Consider the following 25,278-nt stretch of genomic DNA (forward strand, 5'->3'; position numbering starts at 1 on the left):
CGTGTCGCTTCGGTGAGGAAGGCGGCCACTGCCCGAGCGAGGAGGCGGCACATGAAGGTCGGCTTCATCGGGTTGGGAAACATGGGCTCGGCGATGGCGCGCAATCTGATCGCCGCTGGACACTCCCTCGCGGTGTGGAACCGGACGCCCGCGAAGGCCGAGCCCCTGAAGCAAGCGGGCGCGACAGTGGCCGCCACGCCCGCCGATGCCGCGCGGGAGGCCGAGGTCGTCATCAGCATGGTCGCGGACGATGCGGCCGCCGAGACCGCCACGTTGGGACTGGCGGGCATCCATGCGGGGCTCGCGCGGGGCGCGGTGCATGTCTCGTCGAGCACCATCTCGGTGGCGCTCGCGCGGAAGCTGGCCCAGGTGCACGCGGGCTCGGGCCAGGGCTATGTGGCCGCGCCCGTCTTCGGACGTCCCGCCGCCGCTGAATCGAAACAGCTCTGGGTCCTCGCGGCCGGGCCCTCGCCGCATGTGGAGCGCGTGCGCCCGTTGCTCTCGGCTTTGGGGCGTGGCGTGACGGAGCTGGGCGAGGAGGCCTCGGCGGCCAACGTCGTGAAGCTGTCCGGGAACTTCCTCATCGCGTCGATGCTGGAGGCCCTGTCGGAGTCCTTCGCGCTGGTGCGCAAGTCCGGAGTGGAGCCGGCCCGCTTCCTGGAGGTGTTCCATGCCGTCTTCGCGCGCTCGCCTGTGTTCGAGGGCTACGCGACAGCCGTCGCCAAGGAGCAGTACTCGCCCGCTGGCTTCGCGCTGCGCCTGGGATTGAAGGACGTGTCGCTGGTGCTGGACGCGGCGCGCGCCGCGGAGGTCCCCATGCCCCTGGCCAGCCTCATCCGAGACAACTTTCTCGGCGGGCTGGCGCAGGGAATGGGTGCGTTGGACTGGTCGGCCTTGGGCGCCATCGCCGCGCAGCGAGCGGGGCTTGAGCCACCTGCGAAGTAGTGGCCGGGCCTATTGCTTCTTGCGCAGCACCTCCGCGGGAAGGTTGCGCCGCTCCCGGTGGATGAACGCGGAGAGGACCATGACGAGGGGGTTGGGCAGGGCGACGAGGATGAGAATCAGCGTGAGCTTGCAGGCGCGCGTGAGCAGGCGCGCGCCCGTCGCGAGACCCCGCCCGAAGGCGCGGCCCGCACGTGCGAACGAAGACATGACGTGCTCCAGGGCACGAGAGAACACTTCCGGGGACAGGCCTCGGAAGCGGCTCAGTGCAGGAGCGCGCGATGGTGGAGGAACAGGCGCCGAGGAGGCGCCGTGCCGCGCGTGGTCGTCCAATGCGCGCGAGGGCGTGAAGCCTCGACGCGGCGAACTCGAACGCGAGGCGGGGAAGCGAGCGCCGCGCGCCGCACGGCACTGGGGCGCGCGGCTGCAGCGCTCCGGCCGATGACGACCGCGATCGAATCTTCGCGAGTGGGGAGGGGATGCGCCGATGCGCCCGCGCCGAGGGCGAGCATGGCGCAGGTCAGCGCCAGGCTCAGTCCACGAATCATCTGACGCATGCGCCGGAGCACCGCCTCACGATAGCCACGGCCTCCCTGGCGTCAATCCAGGGAGGTCGCGAGGCGGTGGATTCATCAGAACTGCGCCCAGCCCGGCACGCGCGGGTAGGGGATGGCGTCGCGGATGTTCTGCAGGCCGCACATGTAGACGATGAGGCGCTCGAACCCGAGCCCGAAGCCCGCGTGTGGCACCGTGCCGTAGCGGCGCAGGTCGCGGTACCACTGGTAATGCGAGGGGTCCAAGCCGAAGCGCTTCATGCGCTGGTCGAGCACGTCCAGGCGCTCCTCGCGCTGGCTGCCGCCGATGATCTCGCCAATGCCGGGGGCGAGCACGTCCATCGCGGCGACGGTCTTCCCGTCCTCGTTGATGCGCATGTAGAAGGCCTTGATCTGCTCCGGGTAGTTCATCACCACCACGGGCCGGCCCACGTGCTCCTCGGCGAGGTAGCGCTCGTGCTCGGTCTGCAGGTCCTTGCCCCACTCGGGCACGTACTCGAACTTCTTCTTGGCCTTCTTGAGGATCTCGATGGCGTCCGTGTAGTCGATGCGCTCGAAGCTGGACTGGATGAACTTCTCCAGCCGCTCGATGACGCCCTTCTGCTGACGCTCCTCGAAGAACTTCATGTCGGGCCCGCACTCGTTGAGCACGGCCTTGAAGACGTACTTGAGGAAGCGCTCGGCCAGGTCCGCGTCGTCGTGGAGGTTCGCGAAGGCGATCTCCGGCTCGATCATCCAGAACTCGGCCAGGTGCCGCGTGGTGTTCGAGTTCTCCGCGCGGAACGTGGGGCCGAACGTGTAGACCTTGGACATGGCGAGGCAGTACGCCTCGACGTTCAGCTGGCCGGACACGGTGAGGTACGCCTCACGGCCGAAGAAGTCCTGGTGCCAGTCGACCTTGCCCTCCGGCGTGCGCGGCGGGTTCATGGCGTCCAGCGTGGACACGCGGAACATCTGCCCGGCGCCCTCGGCGTCGCTGGCGGTGATGATGGGCGTGTTCACCCAACAGAAGCCCTCCTCGTGGAAGAAGCGGTGCACCGCCTGCGCCGCGCTGTTGCGAACGCGGGTGATGGCGCCGAAGGTGTTGGTGCGCACGCGCAGGTGCGCCACCTCGCGGAGGAACTCCAGCGAGTGCTGCTTCGGCTGGATGGGGTACGTGTCCGGATCATCCACGAGCCCCAGCACCTGGACCTCGTCCGCCTGGATCTCGAAGGCCTGGCCCTTGCCCTGCGACGCGACCAGCGTGCCGCGGCAGATGACCGAGCTGCCCGCGGTGAGGTGAAGGATCTTGTCGGCGTAGTTGGGCAGCGAATTGGGCGCGACCACCTGGATGGGGTCGAAGCACGACCCATCGCTGACGTTGACGAAGCTGATGCCGGCCTTCGAGTCGCGACGCGTGCGCACCCAACCGCGCACCTCCACCTTCGTCCCCGCCTCGACCGAGCCCGACAGGGCCCTCTTCACACTGACCACCTGCATGACGCTCTCCCTTGAGCGAAGTCGGAAAAGCGAGTTAGCCGCGCCCGGGCCCGAGGGCAAGCCTGGAGACCATCCTTCCCGCGCTTCCCGTCCGCCGGCACGCGGCCGGCCGGGCGCCGCCCCGACCCAGGGGGCCCCGACGTGGAGGCCTGACCCCTGGGGCCTGGCGGGAGGGAAGGGGGCGGACCCGGAGGTTTTCACCTGTCAGCCGGGTGTGATGGCGTCGTCCGCCCGTCTTGGGGCTCGCATTGCCTGATAGGCGGGCAACTCCCGTGCGGTGAGACTTGTTGCTCGGGGGGGCGGGCCTCTCATAAGAGACTCACACGCCATGGCGATGAACGAGAGTTACGAGCCGCAGTCAATCGAAGGCAAGTGGCAAACCCGTTGGGAGAGCGAGGGCCTCTTCCGGGCAGGCACGAGCCCGGACGCCCCGAAGAAGTACATCCTGGAGATGCTGCCGTACCCCAGCGGGAAGATGCACATGGGGCACGTGCGCAACTACCTCATCGGGGATGTCTTCGCGCGCTACTTCCAGATGAAGGGTTTCGACGTCCTGCACCCGATGGGGTGGGATGCCTTCGGACTGCCGGCGGAGAACGCGGCCATCAAGGACGGCGTGCACCCGGCCGTGCGCACCGAGGAGAACATCGCCTCGTTCAAGAAGGAGATGCGCAGCCTCGGGTACAGCTACGACTGGACGCGCGAGGTCAACACCAGCAAGCCCGAGTACTACCGCTGGAACCAGTGGTTCTTCATCCAGATGCTGGAGCGTGGGCTCGTCTACCGCCGCTTCAGCAAGGTGAACTGGTGTACCGGCTGCCTCACCGTCATCGCCAACGAGCAGGTGAAGGAAGGCGTCTGCGAGCGCTGCGACTCGCCCGTGGTGGACAAGGAGATGCCCGAGTGGGCGTTCCGCATCACCCGCTACTCGCAGGACCTGCTCGACTCGCTGGACACGCTCAAGGAGTGGCCCGAGCGCATCACGGCCATGCAGCGCAACTGGATTGGCCGCTCGGATGGCGCCGAGGCCGAGTTCAAGGTCCAGGGGCATGACGCCTCGATGCGCGTCTTCACCACCCGCATCGACACCCTCTACGGCTGCACCTACGTGGTGCTGGCGCCGGACCACAAGCTCGTGGCGCAGGTGACGACGCCGGAGCGGCGCGCGGACGTCGAGGCGTTCGCGAAGCGGATGAGCGCGCAGTCGAAGACGGAGCGGTTGGGCGAGGACGCGGAGAAGGAAGGCGTCTTCACCGGTGCGCACGCGATGAATCCGTTCACGGGCCAGCCGGTGCCCATCTGGATCGCCAACTTCGTGGTGAGCGACTACGGCACGGGCGCGGTGATGAGCGTGCCCGCGCATGACGTGCGCGACTTCGCCTTCGCGCGCAAGTACCAGCTGCCCGTGAAGGTCGTCATCCAGCCGGCCACGGGGGAAAAGCTCCCCTCGGGCGATGCGCTCGAGGCGGCGTTCACGGAGTACGGCGTGCTGGTGGACTCGGGTGAGTACACCGGGCTTACGTCCGCGGCGGCGCGGCAGAAGATGGCCGCGAAGCTGGAGGCGGAAGGTCGCGGGCGGTCCACGGTGACGTACCGCCAGAAGGACTGGGGCTTCAGCCGCCAGCGCTACTGGGGCACGCCCATCCCCATCGTGTACTGCGAGACGTGCGATCCCGAGCGCAAGGGCATCCCCGTGCCCGTGGAGCAGCTCCCGGTGCGCCTGCCCGAGATCGACGTGCAGGAGGTGCTGACGGGCAAGGGCGAGCCGCCGCTCGCCAAGGTGCCGTCGTTCGTCAACGCGACGTGCCCGAAGTGCAAGGGCCCCGCGCGCCGCGAGACGGAGACGATGGACACCTTCGTCGACTCCTGCTGGTACTTCGCGCGCTACCTCTCGCCGCACTTCGAAGGGGCCCCCTTCGACCCCAAGGAGGCGCAGCGCTGGTTGCCGGTGGACGTGTACGTGGGCGGCCCCGAGCACGCCGTGATGCACCTGCTCTACTTCCGGTTCTGGACCCGGGTGATGAAGCTCCTCGGGCTGTCGCCGGTGGACGAGCCCGTCACGCGGCTCATCACCCAGGGCATCGTCAACGGGCCGGATGCCCGGAAGATGTCCAAGCGGTGGGGCAACGTGGTGGCGCCCGCGAGCATCGTGGAGAAGTACGGCGCGGACACGGCGCGCGCCTACGTGCTGTTCGCCGGTCCGCCGGAGCGCGACTTCGACTGGTCCGACAAGCAGGTGGAGGGCGTGTTCCGCTTCCTCAAGCGCGTGTGGACGCTCGCGGCCACGCACCACGCCGCCGTGGTGGGTGCCACGCACGAGGGGCCGTATGAGGGCAAGGCGCTCGACATCCGCCGCGTGGCGCACAAGTGCCTCAAGCGCGTGGGCGAGGCCATCGAGCGGCTGTCGTTCAACACGGCCATCGCCGGGGTGATGGAGTGCGTCAACGCGCTCTACCTGCTCGGCACGCCGGAGACGCCCGCGGAGAAGGCGGCCATGGCCGAGGCCATCCGCATCCTCGCGGTGGTGCTCACTCCCATCGCGCCGCACATCGCGGACGAGCTGGCGGAGGCCTACGGCGCGAAGCGCTTCACGGTGCAGGACGGCTGGCCCGCGTTCGACCCCGCGCTCGTGGTGGACGAGACGATTCCGTACGCCGTGCAGGTCAACGGCAAGCTGCGCGCGGAGATCCACGTCGCGGCGGACGCGGTCGAGGCGGATGTGCGCGCCGCGGCCGAGGCGGACGAGAAGGTGCAGGCCGCGTTGGCGGGCAAGACGCTGCGCAAGTTCGTCTTCGTCCCCAAGCGCCTGGTGAACTTCGTCGTCGGCTGAGCCGAGGGCCTGGTGCCGGCCGAGGTCCTCGTCATGTGTCGCGCGTGCGGCAGGCCCCAGCCCGAGGGCCCGCCGCGCTGCGCGTTCTGTGGCGAGCCTCTGCCGGAGGCCCCACGGCCCGCCGCGGAAGTCCGTTTGGAGCTGGGCCGTGGCCGGGGCCTCTTCGTGGGGCCCGAGCAGCTGACCTATCGGGGCCGGCCGGCCGGGCCTCCCGCCACGGTGCCGTGGTCGCAGGTGCGGCGCTTGGAGTGGGAGCGCCGGCCGTACCTGGAGGCGCTCGGGTTGCTCGCGTTCGCGGTGCTGGGACTGTGGGCGCCCACGCGGGACATGGAGGTCATGGGGCTCGTCGCGGGTGTCATGGGCCTGCTGCTGGCCGGGCTCTACCGTCACTGCGCCCTCACGCTGGAGGTGACGGGCGGTGCGCGGCTGCGGTGGCCGCTGGGCATGGCGCTCCGGGGCTCGGCGCGGCAGGCGCGCGTGGAGGCCGTCTGGAGGGCGCTCGCGGCGATGGCGCGTGAGCGAGGCGTCGCAGTGGCTCCCGAGGCTCAAGAAGAGTCTGAGCGCCCGCGCGCTTGACGGAGGGGCGAGGGCGGGTAGGGTGCTCCGCCATGCGTCCCTTCTGGTGCGTCCGCCGGCCTCGCGCGGGCGCGGCGCTGGTCCTCGTGTCGTGGCTGAGCGTCGGGTGTGGTTATCGCTTCACGCCTTGGGGCGCGAACCTGCCCGAGGGGCTCCACTCCGTCTGCGCCCCGGTGATGGGCAACGAAACGGCCGAGCCCGCGCTGGAGACGCTCTTCACGCGCTTCCTGCGCCAGCAGCTCACGCAGGCCGGACGCCTCGGCACCGGCGCCGCGTGTGACGGCCGCATCGAGGGGACGGTGATGAACGTGGGCACGTCCCCCACCATCATCGCCAACAACTACCGCGTCACGTCCATGGTCCGACTGCGACTCATGAAGGACGAGCGGGTGCTCGGCGAGACGGTGGTCTCCGGGACGGAGGACTACCTTCAGGGAACAGGAGACATCCTGGAGGCGGAGGCCAACCGGCAGGCAGCGCTCGCGCGCCTGGCGGAGGCGCTCATGCGGGACGGCTACGCTCGGTTGGCCAGCGCCTGGTGAGGGCCGGGAATCGGCCCTCCACGACGTGAGTCGCGCTCAGGCCTGCTTGGCGGCGGCCTTGGCCAGCCGGGAGATACGGCGCGCGGCGGTGCGCTTGTGGAGGACGCCCTTGGACGCGGCCTTGTTCAGGCTCTTGGACGCGGCCTTCAGCGAGTCCGTCTTCTTCGCCGAGTCCTTCGTGGCGATCGCCTCGCGGGCGGCCTTGACGGCGTCCTTCACGTTGGTCCGCACCGTGATGTTCCGGGCGCGGCGCTTCAGGGACTGGCGGTGACGCTTCTCTGCGGACTTGGTGTTGGCCAAGGCAATGCTCCAGCGGAAGGCAAGGAAAAAGAGGGGCCGTCCTTACTGCGACGCCCCCGTGGCGTCAAGGCGCGCGTGCGCTCCGGGCCCGGATTTCCGGCTCCTGGACGCCCGCGCGCAGGATCTGACGACGATTGCGGGGAGGAATCATGGTGCAGGGGCGACGTATTCCCACACCAGCCCCGCAGGATCACGGAACGCCAGCCGGCCGGGCGCATGGGCCTGGACGCTGCCTGGGTGGTTTGCCTCCAACAGGCGCGCCAGGCGGCCCACGGCGTGGGGGGAGAGGGCCTCCACGGTCATCCCCGTGCCCTGGGCGGGTGTGGGGCCCTGCTGGAACCGGATGCGCAGGGCGCCGTCTGTGTAGAAGGCGGCCTCGGGCGAGGGGGCCTCCACGGTCCAGCCGAGGCGGGGGGCCACGGCGTCCCAGAAGGCCCGCTGGGCGCTCAGGTCCGCCACGGGCAGGTTCAGGGTGGTGACCGGGGTCCGCGTGGCCTTCACAGGAGGCGGGAGCGCCTTGCCGGCGGCCTTGGCGCCCTGCCAGTGGCGCTCCATCTGGGCCAGCGTCGCCTCGCCGAAGGGCACCCCTTCTTCCTGCAGGCGGGCCTCGATGTACTGGACGCGCGCGGTGAAGCGGCGGCTGGCCATGCGCAGCGCGTCCTCGGCGGGGGCTTTCACGAAGCGGGCGAGGTTGGCCAGCGAGAAGAGGACATCCCCCAGCTCGTGCTCGATGGCGTCCCGGTCGCCCGAGGCGATGGCCTCGTCCAACTCGCGCAGCTCCTCGTCCAGCTTGCCGCGAACCCCGGCGAGGTCCGGCCAGTCGAAGCCGATGCGGCTGGCCTTCTCGGTGAGGCGCTCGGCGCGCAGGAGCGCCGGGGCCGCGGTGGGCACCCCGTCCAGCACCGAGCCCGCGCGGCCCGTCTTGCGCTTGCGCTCCTCGGCCTTCAGCTTCGCCCAGTTGGCGAGCACGTGCTCGGCGCCCTCCACCTGCTCGGCGCCGAACACATGGGGATGGCGGCTGGTGATCTTGTCGCTGATGGCCTGGCACACATCGGCCATGGTGAACTCGCCCAGCTCCGATGCGAGCTGCGCGTGGAAGACGATCTGGAACAGCAGGTCGCCCAGCTCCTCGCAGAGCGGTCGCCACGGCCCGCCGAGCGCCACGCGGTCCATCTCGTCGAGGACCTCGAAGGCCTCCTCGATGAGGTACGGGCGGAGCGAGCGCAGGTCCTGCTCGCGGTCCCAGGGGCAGCCGCCCTCGGCACGCAGCCGGCTCATGATTCCCACCAGTCGTTCCAGCTCGGTCCCGGGCGCCGCCATGCGTTCACCTCCGCTCATTTCGCGCGTCCTGTAACACGCGCTGTGGCGGGGGCATGCTCGGAAATCCGAGGGCCCCGGAGTGGTCGTCCCCTTTGAGGGGCCCCGGGCGTGGCCTATCATCGGCGCCCCGGATGATCCGCCTGTTCTCCCTGCTGGCCCTCTGCAGCGCCCTCGTGCTCCTCGTCCCTCTGGGGGCGTCCGCGCAGCTCCAGGCGCCCACGCGCCTTCAAGAGGTGGATCCGGACGCCGAGGATGCCACCTCGCCGGATGACACCCAGGAGCAGGACGACCCCGAGCCGGAGGCCGAGGAGCCGCCCGCTCGCTCGCGCCCTGGCAAGGGCAAGGCCGCGGCCGAGGTCGTGGCGCCTCCGCCCACGGCCCCCATCGCCGCGCCCGCCCCGGTGACGCCTCCGCCTCCGCCTCGCCCCGCGTTGACCCCGGTGCTGGCTCCGAAGGTGACGGACGCGGATCTGCTGGCGGTGTGGGACCATTGGCGCCAGGCGCGCAGTCGCAACGACAACGTCACGGCCGAGGCGGCGCTGAAGGACCTCGCCCGACTGAAGGACGAAGTGCTCGCGCTGGGCCTGGAGCCATTGAGCGTGGGGCTCGCGCGAGAGGCGAGCGTGCGGCGTCGCGCGGGAGATGTGTCCGGAGCGCTGCGCTTGTTGGATCTCGCGGTGGAGCTGTCACCCCGGCTGCCGTCGGTCCGCTTCGCGCGTGCCGAGACCTACGTGGCCGCGGATCCGTTGTCCGCCGGGCGCTGGGGCGGGGAGCTGCGCGAGGCCTTCATGTCCCTCGCGATGGACGCACGCTACCGAAGGCCCGCGCTGGCGGACCTGGGCGCGCTGGGGCTCTTGGCCTGGGCCGCGACGGCGATGGTGGTGGTGGCCGTCCTCATCCTGCGGCGGCTGCGCTATGCGCTGCATGACTTCCATCACCTCCTGCCCCGCGTCGTGTCCCGCTGGCAGTCCACCGTCCTGGGTGTGCTCCTGCTGAGCCTCCCGCTGGTGCTGGGCTGGGGCGTGCTGCCCGTCCTGCTCATCGGCTTCGCCGTGGTGGCGCTGTACCTCTCGGTCGCCGAGCGGGTGGTGGCCGCGGTGCTGCTGGCGGGCCTGGGTGTGCTGCCGCTGGCGGCCGGGGGGCTCGTGCGCGTCACGGCCTTCGCGGGCACGGTGGCCGAGGACGTCTATGTCCTGGAGCAGGGTGGGGTGTCCGCGCAGGACGCCGCCGAGCGGGTGCGCGCGCGGCTCGACCAGCGCAAGGCCACCTTCGCGGAGGCCGAGTCCCTGGCCTGGTACGAGGCACGGCGCGGGCTCCTGGAGGATGCGCGCACCCACTTCAAGGCGGCCTCGGCGCTGCGCGGCGGGGATGCGCGGATGCTGATCCGCTTCGGCAACACGCTCATGGGGCTGGGCGACACCGAAGGGGCGGTGCAGCTCTACACCCAGGCGGCGGGCGCGGACGCGACGCTCGCGGCACCCCACTACAACCTCGCGCAGATCCACCGCCGTCGCGCTCGGGCGCTCCCGGATGATCAGGTGGGCGCCGAGCTGGACCGAGCCGCCACCGCGAGCGCGGCCGCGCAGGCGCTGGATGTCTCGCTCTTGCGCCGAGAGCCCCCGCCGGATGAGCGGCCGCTGGTGAACCTGCTGATGCTGGCGCCCGCCATGCCGGATTCCGAGTGGCTCGGATTGGCCGATGGCTCGCGCGACGCGGAGCGCGTGGAGGCCCAGGTGGGACGGTGGCTCGCGAGCGGTGTGGCGCCAGGGCCCGTGGCCTGGGCCCTGCCCGCGGTCTGCGCCTTGCTCGCGGTGGCCTTCGGCGCGGCGGCCGGGCCGTTCAAGGCCGCTCGCGTCTGTGAGCGCTGTGGCCGCCCCGTGTGCACCCGCTGCGACCGCGAGCTGGGGCAGGGCAGCAAGCAGTGTGGCCAGTGTGTGAACGTCTTCTCGCGTCGCGGGCTGGTGCCCAAGGAGCTGCGGGCGCGCAAGGAGGACCAGGTCGAGCGCCATCGGACGTGGGGCTCGCGAGCGGCCTACGTGCTGGGCGGACTGGTGTCCGGCGCGGGCCACGTCTTCACGGGCCGACCGGTGCGCGGTGCCCTCTACGCCTTCGCGTTCCTCTTCGCGGTCGCAGTGCTGGTGCTGCGCCAGGGGCTCGTCCGAGGGCCGTATGGCGACGCGCCCCTGTACCTGAAGCTCGGGCCCGCGGTGCTGCTCCTGCTCCTCATCTACCTGTTGTCGCTGCGGGGGCTGTCGCGGCTCCAGCGGGGCGAGGCCTGAACGACCATGTCCCTGAAAGGCACGCTCAAGGACTTCGGCATCGGTGACATCCTCCAGCTCATCGGTCAGCAGCAGAAGACCGGGACGCTGGAGTTCCGCATCAAGGACCAGGAGGTGCGCGTCGGCTTCCGGGACGGCCACATCATCAAGGCCGAGAGCATCACCCGGAAGAAGAAGGACCTCATCGGCGCCATGCTGGTGCGCGCGGAGATCATCACCGAGACGCAGCTGGAGGCGGCGCTGGAGGCCCAGCGGCGGACGCTCAAGCGGCTGGGAGACGTGCTCGTCGCCAGCCACGCGCTCACCGCCGAGCGCTTCCAGCAGATGATGCAGCTTCAGGCCACGGAGACGCTCTACCGCCTCTTCACGTGGAAGACGGGCACCTACGAGTTCATCCAGGAGCCCGTGGAGCCGGACGCGGATGCCATCAGCCCGCTGCGCGCGGAGACGGTGCTGATGGAGGGCTTCCGGATGGTGGACGAGTGGCCCGTCATCCGGCGGAAGATCAACCGCGACGACATGTCGTTCGAGCGGCTCAAGGCCCTCCCCCAGGCGCGCCCAGGGGAAGAGGGCGGCGAGCTGGGCGTCATCGGGCCCGCCGAGCGGCGCGTGTACGAGGAGATCGCCGCGGGGCGCGACCTGCGCAAGCTCGTCGACCTGTGCTGCGTGGGTGAGTTCGAGACCTGCAAGGCGCTCTACAACCTGGTCAACGGCGAGTACGTGCGGCCCATCTACCCCGAGGGGCGGGTTCCCGTGCCGGGGGAGGAGCGGCTGGCTGCTCGGGCTGCGGGCGCGGTGGCTCGCGTGGTGGCCACGATGGCGGTGCTCGCGGGCGTGGCCGTGGTGGGGGCGCGGGTGGAGTGGCCGGGCGCAGCGGACACGGCCGCCTCGGGCTTCGCGGATCCGGCGGCGCAGCGTCAGATTTCTCAATCGCAGCGCGTGAGGATCGCCGCTGCGCTCGAGGTGTTCCAACTGGAGCACGGCGAACTACCAGAGCGGCTGGATGCTTTGGTGGGCGCCGGATTGTTGACCCAGGAGGAACTGCGCTACCCGTGGCGGGAAGAGTATTACTACCGACGGCTGCCCGCTCGGCGGTTCGTGCTTCTACCGCCCTTGCGCTAGCCTGTGCCTCACGTCGTCTTTCGAAGCCCGAGGGCCGGCGTTACGTTGAGGACAGCGACAACTGACCGAGGAACCACGCGCATTGCGAAACCCCGCCACGTTGGAAGTGCCCGCCGCCCGTCCTGCCTCTTCTCCCACCTCCGCCAAGGTCGACGTCCGTGACAACGAGACGGCCCTGGCGCTGTGCGGCAACCAGAACGAGAACCTGAAGTTGATGGAGCGGCGCCTCGGTGTCCGGGTGGGACAGCGTGGCACGGAGATGCTCCTGTCGGGCCCCGCGGACGCGGTGGCCTTCGCGGTGCGCCTGCTCGAGAACCTGGAAGGGATGATCCGCGCCGGTCGCCCCGTGTATCGCGAGGATGTGGAGCAGGGCATCAAGGTGCTCGGCCGCGGCGCCGAGAACCTCCAGGACGTGATGCTCGGCTCGGTCCTCAAGAGCTCCGGCAACCGGCAGATCTCCCCCAAGAGCATCGCGCAGAAGCGCTACGTGGACGCCATCCGCTCCCACGACATCGTGTTCGGCATCGGGCCCGCAGGCACGGGCAAGACGTACCTGGCGATGGCGATGGCGGTGGCGTTCCTGCAGGAGCGCAAGGTGAAGCGCATCGTCCTCGCGCGCCCCGCCGTGGAGGCGGGTGAAAAGCTCGGCTTCCTGCCGGGCGACCTCGCGGAGAAGGTGAACCCCTACCTGCGCCCGCTGTACGACGCGCTCCACGACATGATGGCGGTGGATCGCGCCTCGCAGCTGGTGGAGCAGGGCGTGGTGGAGGTGGCTCCGCTGGCGTTCATGCGCGGCCGTACCCTCAACGACGCCTTCGTCATCCTCGACGAGGCGCAGAACACCACCGTCGAGCAGATGAAGATGTTCCTCACCCGCCTGGGCTACAACAGCAAGGCGGTCATCACGGGCGACGTCACCCAGGTGGACCTGCCCACCGGGAAGATGTCCGGGTTGAACCACGCCCGCTCCGTGCTGCGAGGCATCGAGGGCATCCACTTCGCCGAGTTCTCGGACCTGGATGTCGTGCGCCACCCGCTCGTCCAGGAGGTCATCCGCGCCTACGAGAAGGCGGAGGTGGCCCAGAAGGAGTCCGCCGCCGCCGCGCTCGCGACGGCTGAAAGCGCGCCGCCCGCGCCAGTCGCGCCCCCGGACTCGGCGGCCTGAGGTAACCTGCCCCTTCCCGCGCTTCGCATGCGCGGGAGGGGTGTTGCTCCCTCCTACGTCTGGCTTCATCTGCCCACCCAAGTGTCTTGCCCTGGGGCTGGCAGGCGGACGATGGATGACCCACCCTCACGAATATTTCGCGGGCGTGCGTCCTTGATGGATGCGCCACGCCTTTCTAGGGTGAGGAGCCCCATGGCCGAACCAGAATCATCACCCCCCGGGCCCAGCCCATTGGACGCGCTCGCCAAGCGTCTGGGTTGGGGAGGGGGGGAGTGGGGGCGCCGAGCCATCCAGTTCGTCCTGCTGTTCGCCGTCGCGGTGGGAGCGGGCTTCGTCATCTCGCCGGGCCTCTACAGCCAGCAGATTCCCGCGCTCACCGAGGAGCATGTCGGGAAGCCGTTCCGTGCCAGCTCGCCTGCTGGGTTCAAGGCCGCGCGCGACTACGACATCGTCCACCAGGCGATGACGGAGAAGCGCCGCGTGGAGGCGCGGGGCGCCGTGCGGCCCGTGTACGACCTCAACCCCGCGGTGGTCGGCAATGTGCGCACCTCGGTGCGGACCGCGTTCGCCACCATGCGCGAGCGGCTGGAGGAGCAGCGGCAGACCCAAGCGGACGAGCATGGCGCGGAGGAAGGCCGCCGCCCGAAACGCACCCCGGCCCCCACGCCCGAGGCCCTGGAGCGCCAGCGCCGCGAGCGCGAGGACATGCTGGGCCAGTTCCAGGAACTCCTCTTTGGCCAGCGCGACGCGGGCCTGGAGGCCGAGGACTTCCAAGCGCTGCTCGCCGCGGGCTTCTCCGAGGAGTCCGAGGCCGCCACGCTCCTGCTGGTGGACCGTGCGTACCGCTCCGAGCGAGGCCCGGTGCACGTGGCTGGCTCCCGAGAGGAGCTGGCGCGCGAGGCCCCGCAGGGCCTCACCGTGAGGGACCTGCGCCACAAGAACGAGGAGACGCTGTCGGGCGCCGCGCCCCAGGTCTCGGATGTTCGCGAGGCGCACCAGGAGCTGGACCGCTTCGCCTCCGTGCCGGGCAACGTCCTGGCCGATGCCCCGGGCGCTCAGCGCCGCGCGGTGTTGCGGTTGTCCAAGCGGCTGGTGCGGCCCAACCTCACCATCAACATCGCGGAGTCGGACCTTCGCCGGAGGCTCGCGGTGGAGGCCGTGAAGGACGCGGTCATCTCCATCAAGAAGGGCCAGCGCGTCATCGGTGACGGCGAGCTCGTCAACGAGACCCACCTCGTCATGCTCCGCGGCATGCGCGCGCAGACGGACCGGTTGGATCTGCTCCAGCTCCAGGTGGGCGGCACGGGGCTCGTCGCGCTGCTCATCGTGGCCACGCACGCCTTCTGTCAGGCGGCCTTCCGGCGCTTCCGGCCCACGCGCAAGGACAGCGTGCTGCTGGGGCTCTTGCTGGTGGGGCTCTTGGGCCTCGTCCAGGTCTGGGTGTCCATCGCGGACGCGGTGCAGGACCGCTACACCGCGCTGCCCATTGAAGCCTTCTATTACGCGTTCCCGGTCGCCGCCGGCGCCATGTTGGTGCGCTTCATCCTCACGCAGGAGCTGGCGCTCTTCTTCGCGATCGTCTTCGCGTCCCTGGCGGGCGTGCTGTTGGGCAACTCGCTGTCGTTCGGCATCTACACGCTGGTGGGCTCGCTGGTCGCCGCCGACCGCATCGTGAAGGCCAAGGACCGCGTGGGCATCTTCCGCGCGGGACTCGTCACGGGTGGGGCCAACCTCGTCGCGGTCCTCGTGCTCTTCCTGGTGGAGGGCAAGGGGCTGGCGGCGGACACGCTCGTCACCGCGCTGTGCGCCTTCGTGGGCACGTCGCTCGCGGTGCCCGTGATGGTGATGGCGCTGACGCCGCTCATCGAGGCCACGTTCGGCTACGCGTCGGACATCAAGCTGCTGGAGCTGGCGAACCTCAACCACCCGGCGCTCAAGGAACTCATCGTCCAGGCGCCCGGCACCTACCACCACTCCATCATCATCGGGACGCTGGTGGAGAACGCGGCCGAGACGATTGGCGCCAACCCGCTCCTGGCCCGCTCGTGCGCGTACTACCACGACATCGGAAAGGGTCGGAACCCGCTCTACTTCGGTGAGAACCAGAAGGGCGAGAACCGGCACGACACGCTCGCGCCCGCGATGAGCGCGGTCATCATCAAGCGCCACGTGACGGAAGGCCTGGAGATGGCGCGCCAGTACCGCTTGCCCAAGCTGGTGGCGGACGCGATCCCGCAGCACCACGGCACGCGGACGGTGGGCTACTTCTTCCACAAGGCGATGAAGGAGCAGGAGGGCAAGGAGGGCGCGCCCCCCATCGACGAGAGCATCTATCGCTATCCCGGGCCCAAGCCGCAGTTCCGCGAGGCGGCCCTGGTGATGATCGCCGATGCGGTGGAGGCCTCGACGCGCTCGCTGCCGGACCCCACCACGGCCAAGCTCCAGGCCCAGGTGCAGAAGATCATCAACATCATCTTCTCGGAGGGTCAGCTCGACGAGTGTGACCTGACCTTGAAGGACCTCAACCTCATCGCCCAGTCCTTCCTGCACACGCTCGAAGGCATCTACCATGCGCGCCCGGTGTATCCGGCGGGCGCGGTGGGAGTTGGCCGGCTGCCGCAGCTCATGGTGGCCCAGGGTGGTGCTGCGAAGCCCGAGGCCAAGGACGCCAAGGCCCGGTCGGCGGGGGGAACATGAGTCGCAAGGGCAACATCAGTGTGAGGCTGCGCAAGGGGCGGGTGATTCCCCGCGACGACGGCAAGCGCATCGAGGAGTTCGTGGGCGCCGCCAGCACGGGGACCGCATCGGCGTCCGTGGCGCGCATGCTCGCGCCGCCGGGCTGGGCCGAGCCCGCGCAATGCCCCGAGTTCGACGAGATGGTGCTGGTCCTCACGGGCGAGCTGACCCTCGTCGTGGACGGCAAGCGCGAGCGCATCCAACCGGGTGAGGTCGGGCTCGTGCCCCGGGGCAGGCGGGTGGTGTACCGCAACGACGGCCAGGGCGCGTGCGACTACTGGTCCATCTGCGCGCCAGCGTTCCGCCCCGAGCTGGCCCACATGGAGGAGCCCGAGGCGAAGCCCACGGACAATACGGTGACGGTCCAGGTGGCGCACAGCCAGGGCGAGGAATACGAGCGCCTGCTCACCACCCGGGCTCGGGACTACCTCAAGCGCCTGGGCCTCACCGGCTGCGAGCTGTCCCTGTCGCTCGTGGGAGACCGGGCCATCCGCCGGCTCAACCGCACCTGGCGCCAGAAGGACAAGGCCACCGACGTGTTGAGCTTCCCGGCCGGAGACCTGCCCAAGGGCACGCCCGGGCCGCGCCCGCTCGGCGACGTGGTCATCTCCCTGGATACGGCGAAGCGGCAGGCCAAGGAGTACGAGCGGACGCTGGAGTCGGAGATGTCCCGCTACCTGGCGCATGGGCTGCTGCACCTGCTGGGGCATGACCATGAGAAGCCCCGGGACGCCAAGCGCATGGCGGCCCTGGAGGAGCAGCTGTTGGGCGAGCGGGGAATGGTCGCGGACTCGCTCCAAATCGACTCGCGCGCGCGCCGGGCCCGCAGCCTGATGTGACACCGGGGGGCACCCGTCCGCCCGACAAAGGGGCGTCCTGACGGTTGAGCCGGCGGGCGCGCGTGATAGGTAGGCGCGCCTGCCTCCCGTGTGTTGGATGGAACCATGCACCGCCTGACGCTCGTCGCCACCTGCCTGCTCGGCCTGCTTTGGGGCGCATCTCCCGCCCACGCCGCCTCCGTCCCTCCCTGGGGCACCGGTGAGAGTCAGGGCTCGGACCTGTCCATCTGGCTGGTGACCTTCAGCCCGGGCGACGACGTGCCCTCGTGGTGGGGCCATGGCTCGCTGGTGGTGATGGACCGCCAGCACCAGGATCAGCGCCTCTACAACTACGGGATGTTCACCTTCGACGAGGCGATGCTCGCCCACTTCGCGATGGGCCGCCTGGAGTTCTGGGTGGGCGAGTCGAGCGTCAACGGCACGTTCCGCTTCTACAAGTCGGAGGACCGGGACGTGCGCGTCCAGGAGCTGAACCTGACGCCCGAGCAGCGTGTGCGGATGGCGAAGCTGCTCGCGGACAACGTGCTCCCGGAGAACCGCAACTACCTGTACCACCACTACGACGACAACTGCGTGACGCGGCTCCGGGACATGATTGACCAGGGGACGGGTGGGCGGCTGCGCGAGTACGACCGCGCGGCGGGGCGTATGACGTTGCGCGAGCACACGCGGCGGTACACCGCGGTGAATCCGCCCATGAGCGTCCTGCTCGACTTCATGATGAACAATGAGATCGACCACCCCATCACCCGCTGGGAGGAGGCCTTCCTCCCGGACGAGTTGGAGCAGCAGGTGGCGGCGATCCAGGTGCCCGGCGCCGACGGCAAGCCCGTGCCGCTCGTGGCGAAGCAGTGGAACTATTACGAGGCCACGCGGGCCCGTCCTCCCGCCGAGCCGCCGAACTATGGCCCGTGGGTATTCGGGCTGGGCGTGCTGCTCGGAGGCGGAGCGCTGGGGCTGGCGGCCTGGGAGCGGCGCACGGGCAGCAAGCTGGCCCGGGTGCTGTGGGGCGTGGAGAACGCGGTGCTCGGGCTGGTGCTCGGCATTCCCGGCACCGCGCTGTTCGTCATGGGGCTGGTGACGAACCACACCGTGACGTACCACAACGAGAACCTGTTCCTGGCCAACCCCGTCACCCTGCTCGCGCTGCCGTATGGGGTGCGCCTGGCGTTCGGGAGCACGAAGGTCCGCGCCCGGCTCAAGTGGGTGTGGGCGCTGCTGGCGGTGAGTGGCGTGCTGGGCGTGGCGCTCAAAGTGCTGCCGCCGTTCGATCAGAACAACTGGCGGCTCATCGCCCTCATCCTGCCCATCTCGGTGGGGATGGCGGGTGCGTCCTGGCTGGACCGTCTGCTGGCCCGAGGGCCGGGCTCCGAGCGCGCCTCCGCGCGTCCGGGCGACTCGGTGCCCTCGCTGAAGACTTCCTGAGACGACCTTTTCACACGAAGGACGAAGACGACCATGGCGAACGATTCGATGGAGAAGATCAACGGCCTCAAGGAGCGCCTGTCCGCGCTCCGGGGGCATCTTTGACCTCGACCGCAAGCGGTCCCGCATCGCGCTGATTGAACGAGACTCCACCCAGCCGGGCTTCTGGGACGACAACACCAAGGCGCAGGCGCTGCTGAAGGAGAAGTCCACCTTGGAGTCCAAGGTGGGGACCTTCGACAAGGCCATGCGCGGGTTGGACGACGCGCAGGTGCTGCTGGAACTGGCCGCGGAGGCCAACGACGCGGACAGCGCGAAGGAGGCGGAGGACTCGCTCCAGTCGCTGGAGGGCGAGGTCGCCAAGCTCGAGCTGGCGCGCATGCTGTCCGGGCCGCAGGACCACAACAACTGCTTCATGGACATCAACCCGGGCGCGGGCGGCACGGATGCCATGGACTGGGCGGCCATGCTCTTCCGCATGTACTCGCGCTACGCGGAGACGAAGGGCTGGACGGTCGAAATCAGCGACGAGCAGCCCGGCGAAGAGGCGGGCTTCAAGAACGTGTCGCTGCGCATCGCGGGCGAGAACGCCTACGGCTACCTCAAGGCCGAGGTGGGCGTGCACCGGCTCGTGCGCATCAGCCCGTTCGACGCCAACGCGCGGCGGCAGACGGCCTTCGCCTCGGTGGACGTGTATCCGGAGGTGGATGACACCATCCACATCGACATCCCGGAGAAGGACATCGAGCTGAAGTTCATCCGAGGTGGCGGCGCGGGTGGCCAGAAGGTGAACAAGACGTCGTCCACGGCCCAGCTGCGCCACCTGCCCACGGGCATCATCATCACCTGCCAGACGGAGCGCTCGCAGTCGGCCAACAAGGACATGGCCTTCCAGATTCTGCGCGGCCGCCTCTTCGAGCTGGAGATGAAGAAGCGCGAGGCCGAGCGCGACGCGGCCGAGGCGCAGAAGAAGGACATCTCGTTCGGCTCGCAGATCCGCAGCTACGTGCTCGCCCCGTACCGCATGGTGAAGGACCTGCGCACGGGCGTGGAGACGGGCAACGTGGACTCGGTCCTGGACGGAGACCTGGACGAGTTCATCGTCTCGCAGCTGTTGGGCGTGAAGAACCCCAACCGCAACGCGGCGCTGGAGTAACGCGGGCCGCACCAGGTCCCTCTCCCTCGGGGGAGAGGGACCGTCAGGTCGCGGCGGTGCGGCAGATCTCCTTGAGCTGCATGCGCCGACGCGGACTCATCCCGACGAACTGCACGCCCATGCCCATGCGGTAGGCATGGATGCGTCGCGGCCCCGGGCGATTGGCCCACGCGACGACGCCGGACACTTCGAAGGCGTCACGTGAGACGGGCAGGTGGATGCGCAGCTCCAGCGCGGCGCCCTCGGGCGCGGGTGCCAACGTCCGCAGGAAGAGGCCACCCGGGCTCATCTCCTGGGCGAGGCTCGCGCTCCAGAGGCCGTCTCCGCGCGGCTCGCGAAACTCGACGGGGCAGTGGAACGGGACGCGCTCGTGCACGCGCAAGTCAGGGAGCGGACGGCGCAGCAGGGCCTGCACGCGCGCGAGGATGGCGCCCGCGTCCCCCGACTCCCAGACGAGCAGCGGCGTTGGGAGCTGGGACAAGGGCCTTAGGCGGTCCGTCAGCACGGGCTCGGGCAGCGCGAGCCCCTCGGCGCGGACGACGATGAGCTGCAGCGGCGCCGCGCCCGGATGCGTGCCGAGCCGCGTGGCCCACTCCAAGGTCTGCGCATAGACGACGTGGAACCCGCTCAGCTCCAGCGCCGCGCCCAGTCCGTGGGGCGTGCCGGCGGCCTCGCCCACGAGCAGCACCCCCGGCGCGCTCGGATGCGTCGCTCCCGGCGCGCCTAGCAGCAGACGCACCCGGGAATGGAGCTGCGCCGCTCGGAGGGGGCCCAAGAGGCAGTCATCCGCGCCGCCCCGCGCGCTCGACTCCAGCACCTGCGCGGGCGCTTCCGAGTCCGCGAGGACGACGAGCGGTACGTCGCCATGGGTGGGATGCGTGCGCAGCCGCTGGACCCCAGGGCTGTTCTCGGCCGTCAGCGCCGCGTGGCCCACCAGCACCATCAGCGGCCGGAACACGTCATACGCCGCGCGCGCCGCTTCCAATCCCGGGACGACGGTGCAGGCGCAGGCGGTGCCTTGAAGCAGGGAGGTCAGCCGTGCGGCGCGCTCGGAGCCGGGCTCCACCAGCAGCACCTGCGGCGGCGGTGGACGTCGTGCCGAGGCGGAATCCCAGGGTGCTCCAGGCAAGGGCATCCGTGCTCCTGTCCCGGGCGTTGCACACGCGTCGAATCCGACGCCGCGAGAGGTCTCCGCGCTGTAGCTGAGTCCGCAGATTCTTACAACGTGGCTGCCTGATTGCGCTGATTGCGGAATTGGAGGGCTGCGCGGGGAGCCCGGACGAATCCAGGCCTGACGGGGATGGCCGCCGATTCGTGGAACCTTTCCGCGCGGTGGCTGTCTCTGCGTTGGCGCGCAGTACGCTGGACGCGGGAGGACGCGGGTGTCACCGAGCGAGGCGCTCGAGCTGGGGCAGGACGGTCCGGGCGAGTCCGTGGCGCTGGAGGCCCGGCGCCAGGAGCAGGCCCTCGTGGCCCGACTCCGGCGTGGCCACACCGACGCGTTCGAGACCCTGGTCCACCAATACGAGGACCGGCTCTACGACTTCTGCGTGCGCATGGTCGGCGACCGCGAGGAGGCGCACGACCTGGTGCAGGAGGTCTTCGTCAGCGTGCACCAGAACCTGCGCCGCTTCCGCGAGGACTCGCGCCTGTCCACGTGGCTGTTCCGCATCACCAAGAACCACTGCATCAACCGCCTCAAGTACCTCCAGCGGCGAGGGCGGGGCCGCTCGGAGGCCTTCGACGAGTTCAGCGCGGGCAGCCACGTGGAGGTCTTCGGCGCGCCTCCCGGCCCCGACGCGGCCCTGGAGTCCGCGCGCGAGCGGGCGCGGGTGCAGCAGGCGATTTCCCAGCTCGAGCCGGATGCGCGCATGCTGGTCGCACTGCGCGACGTCGAGGGGCTGAGCTACGACGAAATCGTGGACATCACTGAATTGCCCGAGGGCACCGTGAAGAGTCGGTTGCATCGGGCGCGCGAGAAGCTGGCGGACATCCTGGGACGGCCGGAGCCATGAGCGGCACTCAACAGCAATCGACGGACGTGGAACCGCGGCTGAGTCACCGCGAGGCGCGGGAGGCGTTCCTCTCGCTCGCGGACGAGGCCCTGGACGCCTCGCGCGAGAAGTCAGTGCGAGCCCACCTGGACGGCTGCCCCGAGTGCCGGGAAGGGTGGGAGCGCTACGCCCGCACGGTGTCGCGGTTGCGCGGCGTGCCTCGGGAGAAGGCGCCGCCCGCGCTCGCGACCCGGGTGATGGGGCGCGTGCGTCGGCAGCGGCGGTTCGGGCTCCGGGGGATTCATCAGACGTACGTCCACCAGCGCTTTCCCGTGGAGATCCTCGTCACGCTGCTGGTGGCGGCGGCCGTGGCCCTCTTCCTGATGGCGGTCATCTAGAGCGCGCCTGCGAAGTGAAGGAAATGAAGCGCAACACTCGCCCCGACCTGGGGGCATCTGTCCGCGCGAGCGAGCGGGCCTCCGTGATGCGTTGCGTCCCGAGGGCCGCTTGGCTAGCGTGCCGCGCCTTTCTGAAAGCGCGTCATGGACGACACCAACAATAAGCCCCCAGTCGACAAGAATGGCCCCGAAGCAGCGGATCTCGGGTCCAAGGAGCAGGAGATCTACCAGCAGCGGCTCGACAAGGCCGCGAAGTGGCGGGACTCCGGCTTCAACCCGTACGGGAATGGCTACCGGCCGCAGCACACCGCGGCGGAGGTCGTCGCGAATCACGCCGACCAGTCCGCCGAGGACATGGCGAAGGTCGCGACTCCGCCGTCGTACGACGTCGCGGGCCGCGTCGTGGCCATCCGCGACTTCGGCAAGTCGGCGTTCATCAAGCTGCGCGACCGCACGGGGGAGATCCAGGCGCACATGAAGCTGGACGGCCTGGGCGCGGCCGCCTACGAGGTGTTCAAGCAGTGCGACGTGGGTGACTTCCTCGCCGTCACCGGCACCATCTTCCGCAGCAAGACGAAAGAGCTGACGCTCTCCGCGACGAAGTTCACGCCGCTCACCAAGTCCCTGCGCCCGATGCCCGAGAAGTGGCACGGCCTGACGGACGTGGAGATCCGCTACCGCCAGCGCTACCTGGACCTCGTGTCCAACCCGGCGGTGAAGGAGACCTTCCTCCGGCGCAACAAGCTGGTGCGCTTCATCCGGAACTTCCTGGACACCCGCGACTTCGTCGAGGTGGAGACCCCGATGATGCACCCGCTGGTGTCGGGTGCCGCGGCGCGGCCGTTCCGCACGCACCACAACGCGCTCGACATCGACCTGTACATGCGCATCGCCCCCGAGCTGTATCTCAAGCGGCTGGTGGTGGGCGGCTTCGAGCGCGTCTACGAGGTCAACCGGAACTTCCGCAACGAGGGCGTGAGCACCCGGCACAACCCCGAGTTCACCATGTTGGAGTTCTATCAGGCGTACGCCACGTACGAGGACCTGATGGACCTCACCGAGGAGATGCTCTCCGAGGCGGCCGTGGCCGTCACCGGCGACTCCAAGGTGAAGTACGGCGAGCACGTGCTGGACTTCGGCAAGGGCTGGAAGCGCATCTCCATGGTGGAGGCCATCCGCGAGGCGGTCAGCGGCCTGTCCGACAAGGACATGGTGGACCCGGACCGGCTGCGCCACGAGCTGCTCAAGACGTCCCACGCCGAGGCCGAGCGCCGCGCCGTGGAGACCATGAACCACGGCGAGCTGGTGGGGGCCCTCTTCGAGCACCACGTCGAGTCCAGCCTCATCCATCCCACCTTCGTCACCCACTTCCCCACGTCGGTGAGCCCGCTGGCCCGCCGCAACGACGCGAACCCCGAGGTGACGGACCGCTTCGAGCTGTACGCGGCGGGACGGGAGATCGCCAACGCGTTCTCCGAGCTGAACGACCCGTTGGATCAGAAGGGCCGCTTCCTGGCGCAGCTGGAGGCCAAGCAGCGGGGGCAGCAGGAGACGATGGACTACGACGAGGACTACATCCGCGCCCTCGAGCACGGCATGCCGCCGACGGCCGGTGAAGGAATCGGGATTGATCGGCTCGCCATGCTGTTCACGGACGCGCAGAGCATTCGCGACGTGATCCTGTTTCCTCTCCTCAAGCCACTGGCGAAGTAGCCAGGAGGCCGCGTGCATCCCGCCGAACGGCAGACCGTCTATCGCTGGAGCTTCATCTGGACGGGGGCCCTGGTGGCCCTCGTGGGCGCCATCCTCCTCGGCGTGGCCATCACCGAGTCGGCGGCGTGGGCCGAGACGGCCGGCGCCCTCGGCCTGTCGTTGGTGGGGTGGGGTGGGCTCGTGCAGGCGGTGGACGCTCTGGCGCTGGTGCCGGCGCGTGCGGCCGCGGCGCTGCCCCTCGCCGGGCCACGCTTCCTCATCGCCGGCGTCCTCGTCTGGCTGGGGGGCTGGGGGCTCGTCGCGGCGGGCATCCGCCGTCGCCCGGCCTCTGGTGAAGGACCGAGCCCCGCGGCCGGGGCCCCGCTGTACCCGAGGCTGGCGCGCTACCGGGACTTCTACTGGAGCACCCTGGGGGCGTACGGCGGCGGCATCCTGCTCGCGGAGCTGGTGCTCATCCTCCTCCAGACGTTCCTGTCGAGCGGCGTGCCCTCGCCGGAGCTGGGGAGCTCGAGTCGCGGCTCCTCGGCGGGCGGGCTCGCCCTGGCACCGACGGTGGCATTCGCCATCGCGCTGTGCTCCGCGTCGCTCGTGGCCTTCATCTCGGGCTTCGTGGGGGCCTCGCGGGCCCAGCGCCTGTCCTTGCCCGAGGCGACCATTGGCGTCGTCTATCTGGGCATCCCGGTGCCCGTCATCCTGACCTTGATGGAGCGCATCCCCTCGCTCCAGCTCGCGCTCGGCTACCGACTGCGCGAGGTGACGTATGTGGCGGGGCTCATCGGCCGGCCGGAGCTGGCGTACTGGCTGGTGTTCACCGCGCTGGTCCTCGCGCTGGTGCTGGGCATCAACACGGGGTTCATCGCCGCGGGCAGCGGCCGGGTGGACCTGAAGCTGGGCTTCGAGCTGTTCGTCGCCCGGCGCCACGTGGCGGTGTTCCGTCCGTCGCTGCTGTTGGGGACCTTGGCGGTGCTGATGTTCGGCATCATCCCGCCGCTGCTCGTCTACTTCATCATCCGGGGCGCGGAGGCCGCCGTCGAGCGCACCCGCGTGCGCGCGCTGGGCATGGCGGATCCGCTGGCCGCCGCGGCCGCGCAGAACCACATGAAGCAACACGAGCAGTCGCCCACCATGATGATGACCGCGCTGTCGGTGGGCGGCGTGGGCGTGGGCGTGATGGCGCTCATCATCGTCCTGAGCGTGATGAGCGGCTTCGAGGCGGACCTCCAGCAGAAGATCCTGGGCACCAACGCGCACGCGGTGGTGAACAAGTACGCCAGCGAGATGCCCGAGTACGCCAAGGTGATGGAGCAGATCCGCAAGGTGCCCGGCGTCGTGGGTGAGACGCCCTTCATCATCAACCAGGTGATGATCGCGTCCGAGGGCAACGTGGACGGCGTCGTCATCAAGGGCATCGACCCGGCGACGGTGGGCGAGGTGACGGACCTGCCCCAGAACATCCTGCCCGGCGGAGACCTGGCCCACCTGGAGCACCCGGACCGCATCCTTCCGCGCCGCAGCCTGGACGACGACGCCGCGCCCCCGAAGGACGAGGAGCTGGACCCCATCATCGGCACGCCCACCAAGGGCAAGCCGCAGCCCACGCTCCCGGGCATCATCATCGGGCGCGAGCTGGCCGCGTCGCTGCGCGTGGTGGTGGGGGACCGGGTGAACGTGGTGTCGCCGCTCGGCACGGAGCTGGGCCCCACGGGTCCGCTCCCCAAGAGCCGCGCCTACCGCGTCGCGGGCATCTTCTACTCGGGGATGTACGAGTACGACTCCAAGTTCGTCTACATCCTGCTCAAGGAAGCGCAGGACTTCTTCAACGTGAAGGGCGCCACGGGCATCGAGCTGAAGGTGGCGGACATCGACGACGCGCGCCGCATCTCCAACCAGGTGGTCAAGGTGCTGGGC

At 69.8% G+C, this 25,278-nt stretch carries 20 protein-coding genes; 15 read left to right on the top strand and 5 right to left on the bottom strand.

Annotated features, from left to right (window positions below):
- Positions 1-51 precede the first annotated feature (51 nt).
- Entirely contained in the window at positions 52-945 is an 894-nt protein-coding gene (locus JGU66_30575) for an NAD(P)-dependent oxidoreductase (protein ID MBJ6765131.1), read from the top strand.
- A gap of 9 nt (positions 946-954) precedes the next feature.
- Here the strand turns inward: JGU66_30575 and JGU66_30580 are convergent, their stop codons facing one another.
- Positions 955-1,152 (bottom strand): hypothetical protein, encoded by a 198-nt coding sequence (locus tag JGU66_30580; GenBank protein ID MBJ6765132.1) that lies wholly within the window; start codon positions 1,150-1,152, stop codon positions 955-957.
- Between the two features lie 422 nt (positions 1,153-1,574).
- On the bottom strand, positions 1,575-2,975 hold the full coding sequence (gene asnS, locus JGU66_30585) for an asparagine--tRNA ligase (protein ID MBJ6765133.1): 1,401 nt from the start codon (positions 2,973-2,975) through the stop codon (positions 1,575-1,577).
- A gap of 328 nt (positions 2,976-3,303) precedes the next feature.
- Between asnS and JGU66_30590 the strand changes: the two genes are divergently transcribed.
- Genes JGU66_30590 through JGU66_30600 form a run of 3 tightly spaced genes read left to right on the top strand, consistent with a single transcriptional unit; the run spans position 3,304 to position 6,923 of the window.
- A complete protein-coding gene (locus JGU66_30590) occupies positions 3,304-5,805 on the top strand; it encodes a leucine--tRNA ligase (GenBank protein ID MBJ6765134.1) in 2,502 nt (833 codons plus the stop codon).
- Positions 5,806-5,817: 12 nt separating this feature from the next.
- Positions 5,818-6,381: a hypothetical protein gene (locus JGU66_30595; GenBank protein MBJ6765135.1), complete on the top strand. Its 564-nt coding sequence runs from the start codon at positions 5,818-5,820 to the stop codon at positions 6,379-6,381.
- A gap of 32 nt (positions 6,382-6,413) precedes the next feature.
- Positions 6,414-6,923 carry a hypothetical protein gene (locus JGU66_30600; GenBank protein ID MBJ6765136.1) on the top strand — a complete coding sequence of 170 codons (510 nt, stop codon included), beginning with the start codon at positions 6,414-6,416 and terminating at the stop codon, positions 6,921-6,923.
- Positions 6,924-6,959: 36 nt separating this feature from the next.
- Here the strand turns inward: JGU66_30600 and rpsT are convergent, their stop codons facing one another.
- Both rpsT and mazG read right to left on the bottom strand, forming a co-directional pair.
- Positions 6,960-7,223, bottom strand: a complete 264-nt coding sequence (gene rpsT, locus JGU66_30605) for a 30S ribosomal protein S20 (GenBank protein MBJ6765137.1) — start codon at positions 7,221-7,223, stop codon at positions 6,960-6,962.
- A gap of 147 nt (positions 7,224-7,370) precedes the next feature.
- A complete protein-coding gene (mazG, locus tag JGU66_30610; protein MBJ6765138.1) occupies positions 7,371-8,543 on the bottom strand; it encodes a nucleoside triphosphate pyrophosphohydrolase in 1,173 nt (390 codons plus the stop codon).
- A 131-nt stretch (positions 8,544-8,674) separates the two neighbouring features.
- On the opposite strand from mazG, the gene JGU66_30615 reads away from it, so the two are divergent.
- The 7 genes from JGU66_30615 to prfB all read left to right on the top strand — a co-directional run bounded on the left by JGU66_30615 (position 8,675) and on the right by prfB (position 19,265).
- Entirely contained in the window at positions 8,675-10,822 is a 2,148-nt protein-coding gene (locus JGU66_30615; GenBank protein MBJ6765139.1) for a hypothetical protein, read from the top strand.
- A gap of 6 nt (positions 10,823-10,828) precedes the next feature.
- Complete coding sequence (locus JGU66_30620) at positions 10,829-11,944, top strand: DUF4388 domain-containing protein (GenBank protein MBJ6765140.1); 1,116 nt, start codon at positions 10,829-10,831, stop codon at positions 11,942-11,944.
- An 82-nt stretch (positions 11,945-12,026) separates the two neighbouring features.
- Positions 12,027-13,109: a PhoH family protein gene (locus tag JGU66_30625; protein MBJ6765141.1), complete on the top strand. Its 1,083-nt coding sequence runs from the start codon at positions 12,027-12,029 to the stop codon at positions 13,107-13,109.
- 192 nt (positions 13,110-13,301) lie between these two features.
- On the top strand, positions 13,302-15,806 hold the full coding sequence (locus tag JGU66_30630; GenBank protein MBJ6765142.1) for an HDIG domain-containing protein: 2,505 nt from the start codon (positions 13,302-13,304) through the stop codon (positions 15,804-15,806).
- Positions 15,803-16,684, top strand: coding sequence for an rRNA maturation RNase YbeY (gene ybeY / locus JGU66_30635; protein ID MBJ6765143.1), 882 nt, complete (start codon positions 15,803-15,805; stop codon positions 16,682-16,684). Before JGU66_30630 ends, ybeY begins: the two co-directional genes overlap by 4 nt.
- A gap of 105 nt (positions 16,685-16,789) precedes the next feature.
- On the top strand, positions 16,790-18,109 hold the full coding sequence (locus JGU66_30640) for a DUF4105 domain-containing protein (GenBank protein ID MBJ6765144.1): 1,320 nt from the start codon (positions 16,790-16,792) through the stop codon (positions 18,107-18,109).
- Between the two features lie 43 nt (positions 18,110-18,152).
- The gene (prfB, locus tag JGU66_30645; protein ID MBJ6765145.1) at positions 18,153-19,265 is read left to right on the top strand and encodes a peptide chain release factor 2; all 1,113 of its coding nucleotides are present in this window, start codon (positions 18,153-18,155) and stop codon (positions 19,263-19,265) included.
- 43 nt (positions 19,266-19,308) lie between these two features.
- Here the strand turns inward: prfB and JGU66_30650 are convergent, their stop codons facing one another.
- Positions 19,309-20,400 (bottom strand): PilZ domain-containing protein, encoded by a 1,092-nt coding sequence (locus tag JGU66_30650; protein MBJ6765146.1) that lies wholly within the window; start codon positions 20,398-20,400, stop codon positions 19,309-19,311.
- A 247-nt stretch (positions 20,401-20,647) separates the two neighbouring features.
- On the opposite strand from JGU66_30650, the gene JGU66_30655 reads away from it, so the two are divergent.
- The 4 genes from JGU66_30655 to JGU66_30670 all read left to right on the top strand — a co-directional run.
- Complete coding sequence (locus tag JGU66_30655) at positions 20,648-21,280, top strand: sigma-70 family RNA polymerase sigma factor (GenBank protein MBJ6765147.1); 633 nt, start codon at positions 20,648-20,650, stop codon at positions 21,278-21,280.
- A complete protein-coding gene (locus JGU66_30660) occupies positions 21,277-21,657 on the top strand; it encodes a zf-HC2 domain-containing protein (protein MBJ6765148.1) in 381 nt (126 codons plus the stop codon). Before JGU66_30655 ends, JGU66_30660 begins: the two co-directional genes overlap by 4 nt.
- Positions 21,658-21,801: 144 nt before the next feature.
- Positions 21,802-23,370 (top strand): lysine--tRNA ligase, encoded by a 1,569-nt coding sequence (lysS, locus tag JGU66_30665; GenBank protein ID MBJ6765149.1) that lies wholly within the window; start codon positions 21,802-21,804, stop codon positions 23,368-23,370.
- A gap of 12 nt (positions 23,371-23,382) precedes the next feature.
- On the top strand, positions 23,383-25,278 hold a 1,896-nt coding region (locus JGU66_30670), incomplete at its 3' end, for an ABC transporter permease (protein MBJ6765150.1).

This window comes from Myxococcaceae bacterium JPH2 (assembly GCA_016458225.1).
In the GTDB taxonomy this organism is placed as follows: domain Bacteria; phylum Myxococcota; class Myxococcia; order Myxococcales; family Myxococcaceae; genus Citreicoccus.